14 protein-coding genes and 1 pseudogene are annotated in these 17,839 nt (G+C 52.9%); 7 read left to right on the top strand and 8 right to left on the bottom strand.

What is annotated here, in order from left to right; all coding sequences use genetic code 11:
* The first annotated feature begins 30 nt into the window (after nt 1-30).
* Nucleotides 31-1,080, top strand: coding sequence for an N-acetylneuraminate synthase family protein (locus GJ631_RS00665; RefSeq protein ID WP_156707289.1), 1,050 nt, complete (start codon nt 31-33; stop codon nt 1,078-1,080).
* Here GJ631_RS00665 and GJ631_RS00660 read toward each other — a convergent pair whose 3' ends face one another.
* The 3 genes from GJ631_RS00660 to GJ631_RS00650 are packed head-to-tail and all read right to left on the bottom strand — an operon-like array spanning nt 1,081 to nt 3,520.
* Complete coding sequence (locus tag GJ631_RS00660; RefSeq protein WP_156707288.1) at nt 1,081-1,758, bottom strand: methionyl-tRNA formyltransferase; 678 nt, start codon at nt 1,756-1,758, stop codon at nt 1,081-1,083.
* On the bottom strand, nt 1,755-2,774 hold the full coding sequence (gene pseG / locus GJ631_RS00655) for a UDP-2,4-diacetamido-2,4,6-trideoxy-beta-L-altropyranose hydrolase (protein ID WP_156707287.1): 1,020 nt from the start codon (nt 2,772-2,774) through the stop codon (nt 1,755-1,757). The genes GJ631_RS00660 and pseG overlap by 4 nt, the downstream gene beginning before the upstream one ends.
* The gene (locus tag GJ631_RS00650) at nt 2,774-3,520 is read right to left on the bottom strand and encodes a cytidylyltransferase domain-containing protein (protein ID WP_156707286.1); all 747 of its coding nucleotides are present in this window, start codon (nt 3,518-3,520) and stop codon (nt 2,774-2,776) included. Before GJ631_RS00650 ends, pseG begins: the two co-directional genes overlap by 1 nt.
* Nucleotides 3,521-3,624: 104 nt before the next feature.
* Between GJ631_RS00650 and GJ631_RS00645 the strand changes: the two genes are divergently transcribed.
* A complete protein-coding gene (locus GJ631_RS00645; protein ID WP_156707285.1) occupies nt 3,625-4,926 on the top strand; it encodes a surface carbohydrate biosynthesis protein in 1,302 nt (433 codons plus the stop codon).
* An 11-nt stretch (nt 4,927-4,937) separates the two neighbouring features.
* On the opposite strand, the gene GJ631_RS00640 is transcribed toward GJ631_RS00645, so the two are convergent.
* Complete coding sequence (locus GJ631_RS00640) at nt 4,938-5,993, bottom strand: polysialyltransferase family glycosyltransferase (RefSeq protein ID WP_156707284.1); 1,056 nt, start codon at nt 5,991-5,993, stop codon at nt 4,938-4,940.
* A complete protein-coding gene (locus tag GJ631_RS00635) occupies nt 5,983-7,056 on the bottom strand; it encodes a glycosyltransferase family 4 protein (RefSeq protein WP_156707283.1) in 1,074 nt (357 codons plus the stop codon). The genes GJ631_RS00640 and GJ631_RS00635 overlap by 11 nt, the downstream gene beginning before the upstream one ends.
* A gap of 196 nt (nt 7,057-7,252) precedes the next feature.
* Here GJ631_RS00635 and asnB point away from each other — a divergent pair, with 196 nt between their 5' ends.
* Both asnB and GJ631_RS00625 read left to right on the top strand, forming a co-directional pair.
* Entirely contained in the window at nt 7,253-9,079 is a 1,827-nt protein-coding gene (gene asnB, locus GJ631_RS00630) for an asparagine synthase (glutamine-hydrolyzing) (RefSeq protein WP_231753830.1), read from the top strand.
* Nucleotides 9,080-9,116: 37 nt separating this feature from the next.
* A complete protein-coding gene (locus tag GJ631_RS00625; protein WP_156707281.1) occupies nt 9,117-10,388 on the top strand; it encodes a hypothetical protein in 1,272 nt (423 codons plus the stop codon).
* A 189-nt stretch (nt 10,389-10,577) separates the two neighbouring features.
* Here GJ631_RS00625 and GJ631_RS00620 read toward each other — a convergent pair whose 3' ends face one another.
* Both GJ631_RS00620 and GJ631_RS00615 read right to left on the bottom strand, forming a co-directional pair.
* Nucleotides 10,578-11,663, bottom strand: coding sequence for a glycosyltransferase family 4 protein (locus GJ631_RS00620; protein ID WP_156707280.1), 1,086 nt, complete (start codon nt 11,661-11,663; stop codon nt 10,578-10,580).
* 39 nt (nt 11,664-11,702) lie between these two features.
* A pseudogene (locus GJ631_RS00615) lies at nt 11,703-13,104 on the bottom strand (sugar transferase).
* A 176-nt stretch (nt 13,105-13,280) separates the two neighbouring features.
* Between GJ631_RS00615 and GJ631_RS00610 the strand changes: the two are divergent.
* Nucleotides 13,281-14,396: a DUF4330 family protein gene (locus GJ631_RS00610; RefSeq protein ID WP_197424687.1), complete on the top strand. Its 1,116-nt coding sequence runs from the start codon at nt 13,281-13,283 to the stop codon at nt 14,394-14,396.
* Nucleotides 14,397-14,561: 165 nt separating this feature from the next.
* Entirely contained in the window at nt 14,562-15,161 is a 600-nt protein-coding gene (locus tag GJ631_RS00605; RefSeq protein ID WP_156707278.1) for a hypothetical protein, read from the top strand.
* A 129-nt stretch (nt 15,162-15,290) separates the two neighbouring features.
* Here the strand turns inward: GJ631_RS00605 and GJ631_RS00600 are convergent, their stop codons facing one another.
* On the bottom strand, nt 15,291-15,935 hold the full coding sequence (locus tag GJ631_RS00600) for a TetR/AcrR family transcriptional regulator (RefSeq protein ID WP_156707277.1): 645 nt from the start codon (nt 15,933-15,935) through the stop codon (nt 15,291-15,293).
* A 243-nt stretch (nt 15,936-16,178) separates the two neighbouring features.
* Here GJ631_RS00600 and GJ631_RS00595 point away from each other — a divergent pair, with 243 nt between their 5' ends.
* Nucleotides 16,179-17,837: a COG1361 S-layer family protein gene (locus GJ631_RS00595; RefSeq protein WP_197424686.1), complete on the top strand. Its 1,659-nt coding sequence runs from the start codon at nt 16,179-16,181 to the stop codon at nt 17,835-17,837.
* Nucleotides 17,838-17,839: the final 2 nt, after the last annotated feature.

Raw genomic sequence — 17,839 nt, 5'->3', positions numbered from 1 at the left:
TTTATCTCTCGGCACATCCCGAGTGTTGGTATGGCTGAATTCTATATTGGCGACCGGCCAGTAGGTCCCGACGAGTCGACGTTCGTCATCGCTGAGGCGGGGTCGAATCACAACGGTGACTTGGAAATTGCCAAGGAACTGATTGATGTCGCCGCCGATGCCGGAGGGGATGCGGTGAAATTCCAGACGTTTCGTGCCGAGGACTTGTACGTAGAAGATAGCGGAGAGGTTGAATACCTCAATGACGACCGTACAATCTACGAGATTATTGAGTCTATGGAGATGCCCTACGAGTGGATTCCAGAACTCCACGACTACTGCCGCCAGCGAGACATCTACTTTATGTCTACGCCGTTCGACGAGCGCTCTGCCGAGGAGTTGGATGAGTATGTGCCTGCTTGGAAGGTGGCGAGCTACACGAGCAGCCACCACCCGTTCCTGCAGCACTTGGCTGGAACCGACAAGCCGATTATCATGTCCACAGGCGCTCACGAATTTGGGGAGGTGCGAGAATCCGTGGACGTTCTGGAGGAAGCCGGAGCTGATGACCTCGCTTTGCTTCAGTGTGTTGCCGCATATCCGACACCCTTGTCGGAAATTAACGTTCAGGTGGTCCGAACGCTACAGGAAGAATTCGGCTATCCGTCGGGCCTTTCGGACCACACACTCGACCCCGTAACAGCTCCAAGTACAGCCGTCGCACTCGGGGCGAGCATCGTCGAGAAGCACTTCACACTCGATAAGTCGATGGAGGGGCCGGACCACGAATTCGCGCTGGAGCCCGACCAGCTTGACCGGATGGTGACAGCAATTCGAAAGACGGTGACGGCACTTGGAACGGGCGAAAAGCGAGTCCTCGATGTGGAGGAAGAACTCTACGAAAAGGCCCGTCGGGCGATTCACGCAGCGACTGATATTGAGAAAGGAGAGACGTTAACCGAAGACCATCTCAAGATACTTCGTCCCGGCGAACGTGAAACCGGACTCCCCCCCAAGTTCTACGAAGAGTTACTCGGCGCGACAACGGTGCGCAAAATAACGAAAGGAAAGGGGATTCAGTGGTCCGATGTCGAAGACTGATTACGCCCTCTCGATGTCGATTTCGATGTAGTAGGTATCGCCATCGATTTCGATCTCGGCGTTATCATACGGTGGAAAAGTCAAGGCTCGAAGTCGATTCAGCAACTCCTTTACCTTGACCTCCTCATGTGGGTCAAGGTGACAGAGGTCTTTGAAATCGCTCGTCTCGTGATACGTACCCGCGTCTGCATCCTGCTCAATTACGTCGACGTTCTTTTCAACAATGTCTGGCCACACGTCCTGAAACAACTCTACCTGAGCGTCTCCAAGTCGTTCGTAGAGGTCCTTTCCCGTGTCCGAAAAATCAGTCTCGACTGTCCGCCGAGCGATGATATTGCCGGTATCGATTCCAGGGTCCATATAGTGAAGGGTGACACCGGCCGGGGTTCCATCAACGATACTCCAGACGTTCGGATTCGCGCCCCGATTATACGGGAGATATGCGGGATGGAGATTAAGACAACCCTCCGAAGGGATGCTGAGAACCTCCTCGGGAACTATATGGCGGTAGCCACACGAAACGAGGTAATCCGGCTTGACGGATTCAACGACAGACAGTTGCTCTCTGGTCGTCAAAAGTGAGTGGACAAAAATGTCGTCCTGCTCACAGAGCCACTCGTAGACGCGCATTCCAGCGTCGTTTATGCCGAGGAAGATTACGTCGCAGTCGTGGGTCATGGCTCAATGTTCTGGTTCGAGTATGATAGTAGTTCCTCGCAGACGCGCGTCGCTCCTTTTCCGTCGACGAGATCCCGACCAGTTCGACGGCGTTCTTTCCGGAGTACTGACTGATTGAGATAAAGTTCGATAGCATCTCTAAACGAGGCGGCTGGACAGTCGGCCTCAAGGACTGTCGCGAGGTTTCTCTCTTGCAGCACCGATGCAATCAGTTCCTGATTTGAAGCGACAGGACAGCTGATAATCGGCGTACCGAGTGCGAGTAATTCGTACGTCGTACTACTGGACGTGCTAACTGCGAAGTCGGCCGCAAACATGCGTTTGTAGAGGTCTTCAGGGTTCCTAACAATGGCCACTTCGGTGGAAACCTCATTCGCAGTCTGTCGGATTTCTTGTTCCTGCCGTTCTGAGAATCCTGGCCCAACGATTGCATCGACTCGGAAATCTCGTCCGTCGAACGCCCGTAGTATCTTGGGAGTTAGATTGGCTGTATCACTACCGCCCATCGTCACAATCGCCCGTTCGGGCTCTTCATGCCACGGAGGGTTTTGTTCGGCTAGCTCACTCACTTCACGGCGCAACAGTAGATACGAGGGACCGAGACACTTGCGGAGAGCAGAGTCGATGCAGTGGTAATCGAGTTTTTCAGCATAGAGGTTTCCATTGACGAAGACATCAGCGCAGACAGTATGTCGAGCATCGTCTTGGAGAACAGCGAGAGGAGTATGATCTCGAACAGTTCGCTGATACTCGGTATCTACAGGGTACGCATCGGTGAATACAAAATCGACATCGGTACTATCAAGCCACTCAACGAAGGGTTCGACGTCGGTTCGTGAGGGTAACTGCGTAATCTCAGCAGCATCCGGGCAGACCTCAGCAGCATGCTCCGGCGTCGTCGTAACGTAGCTGACGGTATGACCTCTAGTGAGAAGTTCCTCAGCGAGCGCACTAGAGCGTATGAGATGGCCGTAGCCAATCTCTGGGCCACCGTCTGCTCGAATCGTTACGTGCATCAGGTGGATTTCTGTGAAACGTCCGTGTTGAGGGCCATTAAATCGTGTTTATCGACATATCGAACGGCATCTCGGATATCGAGTATGCCCTCATACGAGACGTTTTCGTATATCTCACGGAGCACTTCATAATCGTCGGCCTCATCTAGTGTCAGCCGGAGGTCGGTACGGTCCTGCATCCATGGTTCGTCGAATACCTGGTTGGACGTGACATTGACCAACTCAAACTTCTCCGGGTTCTCTCGGTAATAGGGTGTCACGTGTTCTCGATGTGATAGATCAGTTGCGTCCCGGTGTACCTGTTCGAAACTCTCGAACGTGAACGCCTCCACGTCGAGACCGCGTGGAAACGTCCGATCAAGGATATTCGCGCTGTAATCGGCATCCGTTTCGAGGAGTTGTTCGATAACGGCGTCAATGGTTTCTGGAGAGATGAGCGGACAATCACTGGTGATTCTGACAACTACGTCTGCATTAGCCTGCTTTGCAGCCTTGAACATCCTGTCGAGCACGTCCGACTCGCTGCCACGGAAAACGTCTGCTCCACCGCGACGGCTATATCGATCTACGATATCATCGGGGGTCTTGTCTGAGGTTGCTACTATCGTGTGGTCAACTAATTCAGACCTATTCACTCGTTGTATATCGTGGGTTAGAATATGTTCCTTTCCGAGCGGGAGCATAATCTTTCCCGGAAGGCGGGTTGAGCCCATTCGAGCCTGAATGTTTGCTACAATGGTTTTCATAGTGTGATGCTATCACTTCATTTCACAAGTATTTGGGACTTTCATTACTGATACGAGATTCGCATAACAAAAGTGTAATCTCTTTTGAGTCAATAAACGAAGCCATGAGAGTTTGTCTACCGGTTGAAATCAAGTCACGAGAGCTCAACGGAAAACTATGGCTCGCCCTAAATTTATTGAATAAAGGACATGAAGTCGTGGTAGGGAAGGGTACATCCGTCTATCCTAGCCCTGATGTTACTAAGCCAGATGTAATGATATTCACTAGTGCGTTTAAGCCGCGGAGGCTTGAGCAGTACCGAAACCTCGGGATATATACAATATATTTAGATACCGAAGGAGGCGTTTTTCAGGAGGACGAGGAATATGTTCAAAGAGTGTATCCATCCATCGTAGAAAACGTAAATCATGTTTTTTGTTGGGGGGAGAAAGTAAAACACATGCTAAAAGAAAACACCACTAAAAATACGAAACTAACAATTACTGGAAACCCTCGATTCGATTTGTTATACGAGCCATTAAGAACCATATATAAAGATGATGCAGAAAATCTTAAGGAAAAATTCGGAGATTATATATTAATCAACACGAATTTTTCAATCGGTAATTACGAAGGAGACGAGCCTAAAGATATCAATAAGGTGCCTCAAAAAGTAGTCTCAAGAGGTGATTGGGATATATATCGAGCATCCCGATTTGCTGACCTCGCAGAAGAGTTATCGAAAGAGACAAAATTTAACGTGATTATCCGACCTCACCCATCAGAGAATTACAAAACATATAAAAACCATTTTTCAAACATAGACGGAGTGTATGTGGAATATGTAGGAAATGTTAGAAAATGGATTTTAGGATCCGAAGCAGTTATACATAACAGTTGCACAACTGGTATTGAATCCTCACTTATGGGTGTTCAGACCTTTGCTTATAAGCCAAAATCTACCAAATACGACATGGATCTTCCAAATAGGGTCAGTATTTCTGTCGATTCACAGAAAAAGTTAATTGAATTGGTTAAAGACAAAGCAGGGAAGACATACCAATTAGAGGCAGCTGATGAAGAGTACCTAAATAAGTATATCAACACAAAGCCCCCCGCTGTAGACCGTATATGTCGAGAAATATCCAACATTGATAACAGTAGTAACTCTGAAAATTATATCCCGGAACTTAGAACACGTGCGAAGAGAATTTCAATTCGTCTATTTGGGGATGAAAATATAACTCGAATAAGGAAGACGAACTTGCAGGAACATTGGAGCTACTCAAATCAGGCCTTCCCCTACACTCCAACGAATGAGATTGAGTCTCAAATTGAACTGTTTTCTCAGTTTGTACCCAATGTCGGAATTAATATTAATAGGTTCCTTCAATTGGAGAATACGTTCTTACTCACGCAAGAGTAGATTTGGCTGAACTATTCAATATCTCTTCCGCTCACAAGAGTAATCCCAATCTTGTCAAATGCTGAGAATAAATTCGCATCGTGATCATTTAGATTAAGAGCATACGAAATCACCCTGATGTCATTCCGTAGCCATAATGCAGATATCAAACTGGTAGATACATCACCTAAAACCGTTTCTATAGAATTAGAAGCCAAGTAGAGGAGTTCAGCTGGGATTTCTCTTGGGATTTCAAAAGTATTGCTACCGAAATTGAACCCCGGTGTTTCCTGTTCTCTGGGATGATACTTTATTCCGGTTTTTCCTTCTGACGAATAGTTATCTAAAATAGACTTAATATTTGTCAGATACTGTGCTTTTTCACTAATTAGACTAGAGTGGGGGAGAAAGACAACCGTCGATATTGTGTCCAATTTTGTATTAATACCGGTATTTTTTATATAACGTCTCGCCCATTGCGAATGCTTTTGTACATTATCTGGGTTGATCTGGAGTTTTTCCATTTGATGTAATTCATCCCGAACCGCGCTTGGATGTGTAACCCAGATTTTGTCTCCATATCCACTAGTTCCGAGAACCTTAATCGGCCTCCACCAAGGACCGAAAAGGAGTTTTCGAGCCAATATATTATCCATGGTCCAGTTACGTGAGGACTTATTATATGCTGCCGACCCATCCTCAACATGACATATCTCGGCGGACATCTGGGAAAAAAACATAATCGATTGTGCGTCTCCAGAAATATCATTAAATATGAATAAACGGTCGATATCATCTCTATATACTCTCTTTATCAAATCTACTGCTGCCTGCGCCTTACGCAGCCGACTTTGATTTAAGCCTCTTTTAGAGATATCATATTTTTTTATCACGCTGTTGAAAATTGGGATATCGGATTTAATAGACGTAACAAGCTTTGACATTCCTCCACTACCTGATCGGATATAGAGAATATGTTTCTGATGCGGACGTTCTTCTGCAATTGCTATGGAAAGAATAACATGATACGGTGTTGCGGCATAATATAGATTTTTCATATTCGATTTTTGTGGTTTGTCACCTCTCATTACTATATGTGTCAATCGATCTCTCAAAATCTGATACTAATACCTTCCTTGTAAATTGATTAGTCACAATCTGTCGTGCTCTTTTCCCAAATTCATTACGCTTCTGTGGATTAGTCGATAGTTTCCTTATACCTTGGGCAAATCCACCCACATCATTTGGGGAAAAGAGAAGTCCTGTCAAGTTATGTTCAATGTTTTGCTCAATTCCACCTACATTACTGCCCACGACGGGTAACCCGGTAGCCATCGCCTCCAGTACTGTTATACACAGTCCCTCCCAGCGGGACGGCTGAAAATATATATCTAACTGCGAAAGGAATCGTGGAACATCATCTACGAACCCGCAAAGAGTCACATTTGAGATGGACCTTTCATCGATAATTTGCTCCAGCTCTTCGTACTGCTTTCCATCTCCAGCGATTTCGAATGTGATTCCTGTCTCCTGTAACCGCTCCGCAACTAACAGAACCGTTTCAAAATTCTTCGGTTCGGTTAGACGCCCAACAGAACCAACAGTTATGTCCGATGACTGTTGGTGATCAACCATCGTGTACTCGCTTAAATCAAGACCGGCAATGGGGACAGTATGTACCTTGGATATGTCAAGTCCAACTTCATCGGTGAGCGTATCGGCAACTGCTGTTGAGTCAGCGAGTATCACGTCAGTTAATCCTGTGGTCAGTTTGAATACCGTCTTTCGGAAGCGTGTTTTAAACGGACAGGCATGTCGCCACGTAGCTACAGTCGCATCGCGGTTTAGAACTCCCACAAGCTTCGCCACCATCGCAGCGTGAAACAGAGAACCCACGATTACGTCGGCTTTCCGTGCGGCCTGTATGAAATCTATGGTTTCACGGAGGTCCGGAGAATCGGAGTAGAGACGAAGAATCCGTACCCAGGTGGGAATCTGGTCATCAAGCTCGTTTGATATTTCATTTAATGCGACCACAGTAACTTCATACCGTTCCTCATCTAACCCATTGAGAAGCCGACACATACCGGTTTCTGCCCCACCGACATTGAGAGAGTTGATTAGATAGACGAGTCTTACAGGCTCCTTCATCGAAATCGGGTACTATCCGAATGATAATACACCTTCTCATATTCGACATCAGACAGGGAGCACAGCAAGATGTCTGGTTGATGGTGCGTCAATCGGAACTGATATTCGGAAGATAACACAATCCCTGACTACTGTGTGCGGAATCGCCGGCCTCTTCGATACGACGACATCCCCCTCCAACGACGAACTATCGGCGATGAGTGAATCTCTCGTCCATCGGGGGCCGGACGATTCCGGAATCCAAGTTGATGGGTCCGTTGGTCTCGTCCATCGCCGTCTTTCTATCATCGACCCCGACGCACCGCCCCAACCTCTATCAAACGAAGACGGAACAGTCGCCATCGTCTTCAACGGTGAAATTTACAACCATCAGCAGTTACGTCGATCACTTTCAGGGCACGACTTCGAAACCGACACCGATACAGAAGTTCTGATCCACCTCTACGAGGAACACGGCTCCTCGTTCGTACAACGCCTCGAAGGAATGTTCGCCTTCGCCCTTTGGGACCGGGATGCCGAACGCCTCCTCTTGGCCCGCGATCGGATGGGCATCAAGCCGCTGTTTCTCGCCGAGGACGGAGACCGAATCGGCTTCGCCTCGGAATTGCCCGCGCTTTTGGAATCGCCCGTCAAGCAAGGAGGCCTCGATAACCGAGCGATGTCTGAGTATTTCACCCTCGGTTACGTTCCCGCGCCCCGGACCGCGTTTCAGAACATCAATAAGGTATCCCCGGGCGAGATGGTGACCGTATCGGACGGAAGCATAGAGCGCTGGCAGTACTACCAACCGTCGATCGACACAATCGACGAATCATTTGAAGACGCTGTGGAGAGCGTCCGGCAACGGGTCGTCGAAGCTGTCGATAAACGCCTGATGAGTGACGTGCCCCTTGGCGCGTTTCTGAGCGGCGGTATCGACTCAAGTATCATCGCCGGCGTAATGGCCCAGCAATCCGAAACACCCGTCCGGACATTCACTGTCGGCTTCGAGAGCGAGCGATTCGACGAGTCCGACGCGGCACGAGCGGTCGCGGAGTTCCACGACACCGACCACGCGGAGTACACCGTTTCGATCGACGACGTAAGGGAGGTTATCCCGTCCGTCTTGGACCGCCTAGGCGAACCGTTCGCGGACCCATCTGTCATCCCGACCTATATCGTCTCCCGCGAGACGAGCAATGACGTGAAAGTCGCTCTATCAGGTGATGGGGCCGACGAACTCTTTGCCGGATACAACCGATACCGTGGCGAGTACTATTCGCGGTTCTATCGGTCGCTTCCGAGGACGGCCCGCTCGATGCTCATAGAACCCGCAATGAACCGGCTCCCTGCGACGCGGGGGTCGGCGCTCGGCGAAGCCTTCAGGAAGGCCCAGGATTTCACGCGTGTTGATGATGGCGATCTGCCGGCTCGACATTTCGAATGGATTCAGAAGGCACCAAAGGAATCAGATGCCGCCTATCGAGATTGTAAGCCGTTCGAAGCGGGTGCCGAGGTTCTTCAACGAGAGCACGATACGATTGAGTCCCTGCTGCCCCAGGAGCGCTCGGATGACATGGCACGAATGCTGGGTGTGGATACGTTCTTCGGGCTTCCTGATCAGCTGCTTCGGAAGGTCGACCGAGCAAGCATGTACAACTCCCTCGAAGTCCGGGTTCCGTTCCTCGACACTGGTGTTGTCGAGTTCGCCCTCGGACTGCCGACTGACTACAAGATTACCGCGCGGGACCGAAAGCGCGTCCTGAAAGAGGCGTTCGATGACCTACTCCCGAAAGAGATTCAGAACCGTTCGAAACAGGGCTTCGAGATGCCCATCGGTGAGTGGCTCAAAGATGACCTATCGGACCAGTTCAGACGCACTGTACGTGAATCAGATACAGCGCTTCTCGATAGCGAGACGATACTGGAGATGCACGACAGACACACGTCCGGAAGACGGGACTACGAGTGGTTTCTCTGGAACGTCTTTGTGTTCGCTCGGTGGCACACACGGATGCAGCGTCAAGGGTATCTCGAAGAATAGCGAGGCTATTTTACCCATCCGGAGTTAGCCACGACTAATGGGAGTTCTCGCTGTAGTTGTCTCGCTTTTCCTATTGATTACAGTCTTGAAATTCTATGGTGATGCCTTCTATCGCGCTGCTGCAATATTAGCCTTCGTCGGTCATATCGTCGTTTCTTTCGCATTGATCCCGGCGGTTCCATACACTTGGGATATTGGAGCCTTCCACCAAACCACACTCACGATACTCTCAGGAAACCTTCCAATTGAATCTTCAACTGTGGCCTCCTTCGGCGGAGTTCAGTCGATTCTCTATTCGATTTTTTCATCACAACCTACGACACTCGGAGCATTAAATGGAATCTTGGCCATCCTGCTCTTCATCCCGATTCGATACCTCTGCCAGCAGCTCTATCCCAGTATGCCTGACGACCATTACGGTGTGATGACGCTGGTTCTTTTTCTCCCACTGCCCTTTTTTCTGCTCAGCGTTCCGATGCGTGATACCTTCACACTGTTCTTGTTCTTCAGCTTGATCGCCATCGCGCTCCGAGCATTGTTGAGTAGACAGCCACTTCTCGCGGTTCCGCTCGTTCCGCTCTGGGGAATGTTGTTCCTGCTTCGTCCGGAACTCGCGCTGATATCGCTGCTCGGGGGTATTGCCGCGACGATCACAGAAGGACTCCGTGGGATGGAAAGCGATATCTCCGCTTCGAAGCTCGGTATCGCTCTATCACCGCTCGGTGCCATCGGGTTCGGTCTCTTTGCCGGGCTTCTCTATCCGTTTGCGGCTGTCAATACCGAACTGGTTACTCGCTCCCGCGGCGGTGCCGTCTACCTCGACGGGATGCAGTACACTTCATGGTTCGATTTCCTGTTTGCACTACCGGGCCGTGCAATCTACTTCCAGTTTGCACCGTTCCCACTCCACGTCGAATCCGCTTTTCATCTACTAGCTTTCAGCGCGACCCCCATCGTAATCGTGCTCTTCGTGAGCGCCGCACGTTCCCTCTACGAAGGAAAATGCGACGAAACGGTCGCAATGCTACTCGTCGTGGTTTATCTCGCAGGTATCGCCGGATATGGAGCGATCAACTCCAATTTCGGGACCAACGTCCGCCATCGGATCGCTTTTGAGTTCTTACTCGTTATCATGGCCGCACCCGTAATCCGCCGTTGGGAGCTAACTGTCCGGAAATGGATCGGTGTAGTTCCAGGTCACCACAGTCAGAGCCACGAACAGGAGCGCGAAACTGAGGAATTTGACCGTGGCATGCATATTCGAGACCAGAATCCGAATCAGACTGATAACGGTAATCAAGCCGAGTAGCCCAACCAGAACCCGTTCGTCGTCCAGAAGCCGGCCGATGACGCTGTTGCTGGCCCATCCTCGGAGACGCATCACGAACTGATACGTTCGTGAATTTCGTAGAATCTCAATGGGCTGTACCATAATCTACACTAACGAATATGCATACTTAGCCGTTATCGTACAGGTCGAATCACCGACTCCTCTCCGCTACGATCCTCGAATTGATTCCAGCACCTCGGTCGTTTGGGCGACGGTGTCGGACCATTGATACTCCTCTACACGCTCGCTTCCCCTGACATTGTTCGTCCGAATTGACGCCGTAATCGCATCTGCAAACTCATCGGCATCACCATCGACAGGTCGACAACCAGCACCGACTATTTCTTGTATCTGTTCGAGATCGCTCACCACGACGGACACACCCGAAGCCATCGCTTCCAGCACGGTACGCGGCAGACCCTCAGCACGACTTGGCAACACTAACACATCGACGCTTCGGTACACCGCAGGCATCTCGTCGTAGGAGAGGTGCCCCAGAAATGTCACGGCAGACTCGATACCACTCTGCTTGGTCTGCTTTTCGAGATCGTCTCTGAGAGGACCGTCTCCGCAAAGGTAGAGTTGGGCATCGGGATATACGTCCCGTACTTTCGCGAAGGCTTCGACGGCGACCTCCGGCCGCTTTCCATCAACTAGACGGCCGACAAACAGCACGACTGGCCCCGTCGATTCAATGAGTTCGCTTTCCGGCCCATCAGAACTGAATCGACCGGTATCGATACCATTTGAGACTACTTCAATGGGGGCCGTTACACTACGGTTTCGGAGGCGCTGTCGGTCGGCGTCGGTGTAACAAAACACCACATCGGCGCGATTGAACGTCCAGCGGCCGAGTGTCTTCAGGTAAATATCGAAGACCCACTCCGGTGCTGTCTGGGAATAGAGGCCGTGATTCGTGACGGCCAGCGGAGTCTCCCCGAACCGCCGGGCGACTGCGGCGAGATTCGTCGAGGCGTACAGATGTGAGTGGGCATGAATAACATCATAGCCATCGGCTGTCCGGAGGAATCGCGCAATTCCCGGCGCGATGGCGTTTCCGAGCGGCTTCGCGATTGCTGGTCGCCGGACGATGGTGTAGCCGTCTCGCTCTTCCTGACGTGCGCCCTCCCCGACGGTGAGGACGGTTACGTCGTGGCCCATCGCAGCTTGATCGCGACTCATGGCGTGGACGTGATAGGGGCCACCGCCCGTCACGTCCGGATACACTTTCTGAGCAATTCGAAGAATCCGCATCGGTTGTTGAATCGTATCTACCAAACCAGAAAACCCCTTCTATTCTACCAAGTCCACAAGCACCGACCACACCTGCCGAACAACGATTTTCAGATCGAACCAGAATGACCGCCGACGAATGTACTCGATATCGTACCGCAACTTCTCTTCAGGGTCGGTACTCGTCACACCGTTAATCTGCGCTAACCCGGTCAATCCGGGCTTGACGAACCAGCGTTTACGCCAGTCATCAGTAACCGATTCCAATTCCGGTTCCTCTTCGACCCACGCGGCCCGTGGCCCGACAACGCTCATGTCGCCTTTGAAAATGGACCACAGCTGTGGGATTTCGTCGAGATGCGTCCGCCGAATCACCGCACCGACACGCGTGATGTATGGGTTCTCCTCGTCGTCGACGGGCTCGGCGTCCTCAACGTCCTCCGCCATACTCCGGAATTTACACACCCGGAACGTATCCCCAAACGCGGCCGTCCGCTCCTGTTTGTACAGTATCGACCCACCGTCATCCACCTTGATCGCCACCGTGATCGCCAACATCACGGGCGACAACGCAACTAACCCAACGCCCGAAAACGCCACGTCGAAGAGCCGCTTCGTCACGTGATCCAGTGGGTCCCAGGGTTCCAGATCAACGTCGACCAACTCACCCGATGCGGTCCCATCTAAGAGCACCACGTCGGCGTGGTCGCGGTGGGCTTTCGCGGCGACACCATGTTCGAAACAGGTATCGAGCGCGCCGAAGAACTCCGCGCGGTCGGTGTGGGTAAAGGCCAACGCGACGGTGTCAATGTCGTACTCGACGAGCACTTCATCCAGTCGAGAGAGCCCGCCGAGGCAGGCCAACTCGTCCAACCGCTCGTGGGTCCCACCGTCGGCACTCGCGGGGATTTCACGCCGTGGCTCGCCCGACCCGAAGTACGCCGATGGCGGTGAGACGTAGCCAATCACGTCGCTGTCGACCGCCTCGAGGATGTCGGCCATCGTCTCGGGGTTGTCACCGACGATGACGGTCCGGCCGTCGGCACCGCGTGGCCGGCGTCGAATTGCGACGAACCACGCGGGCACGGTGAGGAACAATAGCGCCGAGACGACGAGCAATGTCGCCCGCGGCAGGCGATACGTGTAATCGAAATAGCCGATGCCAGCCAGCGCGATACACGCAAGCAGTACACGACGAGAGGCCAACTCGGCGGTATCCAAAAATCCGTCTGGGACGCGGCTTATACAACGGAATAAGGGCGGCGACAAGGACAACGGCCGTCGTTCCTGCCTCGAAAGCGAACTCCGATCCCCGAGCGGGATCGAAGGGCAAGTGACCAATCACCGGCAGCAACCGAAAGCCGGCTTGGATGGCCTCAATATTGGCAACCCAGACTGCGAAGACAGCCAAACTGATGGCTCCGAAAAAACTCCCACTCCGGTAGCGCCACCCACTCGCCATTATCCCGTCGTCTGGTTGGCACGGGAATAAACGCTCCGACTGTGGCTGTCAACTGCCATACGTTACTGAGGTGGCTCCTACGAGGCAGTGTTTAGATTTCTTATTTTAAACCGAGATTCTCGTCCATGACACAATGTTTTTCCATCAGTGAGACCCACCCTCGGTATGGTTGCTCCGTGGGGGATGACGTGTCGATAATCGATGAAGAAGGTCGACTATTCGGTGTTATCAACGCCGTAGATGCAGTGGTCGTCGTGTTTGCGCTCGCTTTCCTGATTGCCGGGGTCTCGCTCGTCTACGGTGTTGGACCGGAACCGGAAAAATCCTCGGAAACGCGATATGTGACGCTTGATTTGGGTGAACAACCCACCTATATCGCCGACCGTATTTCCGAAGGTGAAATATTGACTGCAGATGGCAGAGGGAACCGAAGTATCACGGATGTGTATCGGACCCGATTGGATGGGAATCCTCATGTTTTTGCCCGGATCGCGGTCAACGGGACAGTCACCGAGGACCGTTTCAGGCACGCGGGAGAACCGCTACGACTCGGCCGTGAACTCACACTGCAAACAGAGTCCTACGAGACACAGGGACAAATCACGGCTGTCGACAAAGTAGATTCGACGCTTGCCGTCACCAAGACTGATGTCGTCGTCCGGACAACCCTGGATACAAGCGATGCCGAACAGCTCTCGTTTGGGGATCAGTATCGCCTAGGTGAGTCAACGCTTGCGACCGTGCGCACGATTGAGGTATACGGTACCCAGAACCCGGATCGTCGACTCGCATATATCGGCCTGACGTATCGAACGTACGAGCCAAGTGGCACCCCGCGCTTCGGACAGACACCGGTCGAAGCCGGTGCAACACTTCCGTTCCGACACAGCAGCTATCGGTTCGACGGTACGGTGGTTCGGCTCGGTACTGTCGAACCGCGTGGTCAACGGCGGACCCGGGAGGTGACTGTCGAACTCGAACACGTTGAGCAGCAAACGGCCGCTGCCATTCAGGTGGGGCAGTCCGAAACCGTTCGAGGTGAGACGATTGCCGATGTCATTGCTGTTGACCAAACTCCTTCGACAGTCGTCGTGACAAGTGATGATGGGGAGGTCCTGTTGCGTGAACATCCAACTGAGGTTGATGTGCGGGTGACGACCGAATTGGCCGTTCGAGAAACGGCACTCGGAACTCAATTCAAAGGACAGTCACTCCGTATCGGTGAGCAAATCATGCTTGATCTCGGTCATATTATGATTCGACCGACAGTCGTTGATGTCTCTTCGGAATGAGCATCCGAATGACGACTGTAACGAATGCCACACTAATTAGACCGTACTCAAAGACGCGTTCCTTGATAAACAATCGGGACCGTCTCCTGTCCAAGACGGCAGCAGTTCAGCTTGATTGTCGTCTGACCAGAAGGCTTTTTCCAGCCCCTTACGCACCAATCAGGTATGAGTAAGTCCTCCCCGTCTGACTCGTCCTCCCGTTACGATATCTCCACAGTCGACCTCGACGATGACCGGTACGAAGTCAAACAGTCGATGATTCGGAACAAGTACGTCGTCCGCGACAGCGACGGCGACGTCGTCCTGCGCGGGAAACAGAAGATGTTCAAACTGAAAGAGGAGTTCCCGTTCGTCACCGGTGACGACGAGGATGCCTTCAGCGTGAAGGCTGGCAGCATCATGGACATCGCGGGCAACTACACCATCACGGACTCCGGCACTGGCGAGGATGTCGTCGTCCTCGATGAAGACTACTCGCTGTTCGTCGAGAACTGGACCATCCGCGACCCCGATACGGGCGAGACGCTGGCGACCATCAAATCGAAGAACAAACTGCTGTCGGCGCTTCGGCACCTCTTTTCGGCCGCGAACCTCGTCCCGAACAAATACGAAATCTTCGACGCCGACGGCGGCCACGTCGGTGATATCGAGGGCAAGTTCTCGATGCGGGACGCCTACACGGTCACAATCGATGACGCAAGCGACATTCCGAAAGAGGCGGTCATCACCGCGGCGTGTATTCTGGACGCACTGGAGAACAAGTGAGGTTGGCCGTAACTGGCCAGTGACGCCGAATTAGCTCACAATTTTGAACACCACCAAGGCAGACACTTCCACAATAAATGGGGGTTGATTCTCGCCTGCCCGATAATCGACCGGAAATCGAAATGCCAGCTACTCGCGGTCAGCGCCCAACACGTCGCCATTCCCGCCGCAGCTGAACAGTCCGTCGACGACAGTCTCGATTAACGCTGCGTCGGCCACCGTTGGGTCGATGGACTCACTGCCATCAGCGACGACCTCTTTCGACCGGGTAGTGAAGATAAGCGATGTAAACATATCTCGGACGAGCGCGGGGTCGTCGAACCTGAACGTGTCCAATTGGACCCATTCTTCGACGTATCCTAACCCGTCGTCAGCCGTTTCAGCCGTCAATTGCTCGCGCTCGTCTGCAGAGAGTTGGTCAGTTAGTGTCTGTAGTTCGTTCTCGACGATCAACCGAGAGATCAAGGGGTCGTCTCGGACCTCGCTGAACATGGTCTGTAGCATCATCCGGGCTTCCTCGCGTGGCGTCGCCGCGTCGGCAACGGCCGCGTCGACCCGTTCGACGAGTTGTTCGCGCTTGTTTGCCAGCACTTCGACGTACAGCATTTCTTTTGAGTCGTAGAACTGGTAGAACGTGCTCGTGCCGATGCCGACCTCTTCGGTGATGTCCTTGATACGCGTGCGCTCAAGACCGAATTTGGTGAATAGCTCAGTCCCGGCCTCGATCAGCTCCGCTCGAATCCGGCGGCGGTCGTCTTCACTGAACCGGCTCATTGTCCGTGGTGATGCGCCGATTCGGAATAACAGTCATGAATTTTCATAGTAGGTCTATGAACTCAAGAACGAAAACATTATCTGTTTTTGAATTCCTCAATCTAGTGTGAAGCGACCCCGATCCAGTTCCAATTATTTTCCGACAGTACGACCGGAGTCGGTCCGAAACGCCTCTCAGCGGTCTGTTGATAGGTTCTGCAGCGTTACCCCTCTGGCTGCTCATGTTCCCGTGAGGGCTGACGCGTGAAGGACCGCATCCTGTTGGCGGTACTCGTCGTCGCCGTCGTGACATCCGGCACCGTCGCAGTCGTGGGTGCCCCGGTTGGTGGGGCCGACGCAACGACTGCCAGCGCGACCACTGCTGACTCAACGTTCGCCCAACAGCAAAGCCCGCCGATTAAGGGGTCTCCAGAGCTGGATGCGAACGTCCCGAGCCCCAGACTAACGCCGGGAGAAATCAACCAGGTGACCGTCCAAATCACCAACGATGGGGAGGTTGCGTACGGCCCATCCAGCCTCCGTAGCGTCGTGACGACAGCTCGGAACGTCCGCGTCAAGGCGAAGGCTGACGGTCCGCTTACGGTCGAATCCGGTACGATAGCAATCGGGAGCGTCACCGAATCACGGCCCGGTGAGGTGACGTTTGCTGTGCGTGTCCCCGAAGGAATTGAGCCTGGAAAATACGACCTCAACCTTGATGTCGAGTATTCCTACACGAACCAGCAGACTACGTTCACCGACGATGACGAAGAATCGGATGATTTCTCGGTCGGTCTAAAGGTGTCCGAGGACGCACGCTTCGAAATCGTCGAGGCTACAACAGACGCCCAAGTCGGCGATACGGGCACACTCGAAGCCACAATCAAGAACACGGGGTCGGAAACCGCCCGTGACATCAACGTCGCCCTCGAATCCCAAAGCGCCGGTCTTAGTTTTGGTAGCGGCGCCGCGAGTGACTCCTCTCGCCTCGGCGAACTCGAGCCCAATGAAACGGGCACGGTCACCTACGACGTTGGCTTTGCCCCCAATACACCCATTCGTGAGTACGTTCTCGACGGGACCGTGAGTTTCGAGACGCCGGACGGGCTCCAACGCGTCGACGACGGGCCGACAACGAGCGTCAGCCCGGTCGCAGAACAGCAATTCTCGATTCGTGACATCGCGTCTGATCTCTACGTCGGCGAGTCGGGCCACATCCGCGGCACCGTGACCAACCAGGGCCCCCTGGCCGCTCGAAACGTCGTCGTCAAATACGCAGGGCAATCGCCGAATATCGTCCCGCTCGAGGATTCGGTGGCTGTCGGGACGCTTGAAGCCGGTGCATCCGGTGAGTTCCGTCTACCCATCGAGGTGAGCAGCGAGGCGGAAGCGATCACCCGTTCGGCAAATATCGTCGTTCAGTACCGTGACGAGGACTTCGACGCCAAGACCTACCGCGAACTCGAACTCCTGTTCGATGTCGACCCTAAACGCGACCGATTCGATGTCGCGGTCACAAACCGCACAATCGAGACTGGCGGCACGCGGACGCTTTCGGTCGACGTAACGAACAACCTCAACGAGACGGTGAACGACGTCGAGGCGCGGATGTTTGCCGATGATCCGATGAGTACGGGGAACACCGACACTGGCTACGTCCAGTCTATCGACCCGGGCGAGACGGTTACCATGCGATTCGACTTGGCTGCAAGCGGGTCGGCCACACCTGGTAGCACCTATCCCATCTCCTTTGACTTCCGATTTGACGATTCCGATGGCGATAGCCAGCTATCCAATACGATTCGCGCCCCGGTCGACGTCACCGAGAGTGCCGACGACGGGTTCTCACTGCCGTTCATCGGCGGGTCGCTTCTGACCGCTCTCGCCGCCGTCGGCGGCGTTGTCTGGTACCGGAGGCAGTAGCT

Source organism: Natronomonas sp. CBA1123 (assembly GCF_009741925.1).
In the GTDB taxonomy this organism is placed as follows: Archaea; Halobacteriota; Halobacteria; order Halobacteriales; family Haloarculaceae; genus Natronomonas.
The sequence above is the reverse complement of the archived record's forward strand: the minus strand, read 5'-3'. Positions and strand labels throughout refer to the sequence as shown.

Excerpts from the sequence above, each read along its gene's own strand:
- GJ631_RS00665 (WP_156707289.1), top strand. The coding sequence starts at position 31 with ATGGCTGAATTCTATATTGGCGACCGGCCAGTAGGTCCCGACGAGTCG.
- GJ631_RS00660 (WP_156707288.1), bottom strand. The coding sequence starts at position 1,758 with ATGACCCACGACTGCGACGTAATCTTCCTCGGCATAAACGACGCTGGA.
- pseG (WP_156707287.1), bottom strand. The coding sequence starts at position 2,774 with ATGCACGTAACGATTCGAGCAGACGGTGGCCCAGAGATTGGCTACGGC.
- GJ631_RS00650 (WP_156707286.1), bottom strand. The coding sequence starts at position 3,520 with ATGAAAACCATTGTAGCAAACATTCAGGCTCGAATGGGCTCAACCCGC.
- GJ631_RS00645 (WP_156707285.1), top strand. The coding sequence starts at position 3,625 with ATGAGAGTTTGTCTACCGGTTGAAATCAAGTCACGAGAGCTCAACGGA.
- GJ631_RS00640 (WP_156707284.1), bottom strand. The coding sequence starts at position 5,993 with ATGAGAGGTGACAAACCACAAAAATCGAATATGAAAAATCTATATTAT.
- GJ631_RS00635 (WP_156707283.1), bottom strand. The coding sequence starts at position 7,056 with ATGAAGGAGCCTGTAAGACTCGTCTATCTAATCAACTCTCTCAATGTC.
- asnB (WP_231753830.1), top strand. The coding sequence starts at position 7,253 with ATGAGTGAATCTCTCGTCCATCGGGGGCCGGACGATTCCGGAATCCAA.
- GJ631_RS00625 (WP_156707281.1), top strand. The coding sequence starts at position 9,117 with ATGGGAGTTCTCGCTGTAGTTGTCTCGCTTTTCCTATTGATTACAGTC.
- GJ631_RS00620 (WP_156707280.1), bottom strand. The coding sequence starts at position 11,663 with ATGCGGATTCTTCGAATTGCTCAGAAAGTGTATCCGGACGTGACGGGC.
- GJ631_RS00605 (WP_156707278.1), top strand. The coding sequence starts at position 14,562 with ATGAGTAAGTCCTCCCCGTCTGACTCGTCCTCCCGTTACGATATCTCC.
- GJ631_RS00600 (WP_156707277.1), bottom strand. The coding sequence starts at position 15,935 with ATGAGCCGGTTCAGTGAAGACGACCGCCGCCGGATTCGAGCGGAGCTG.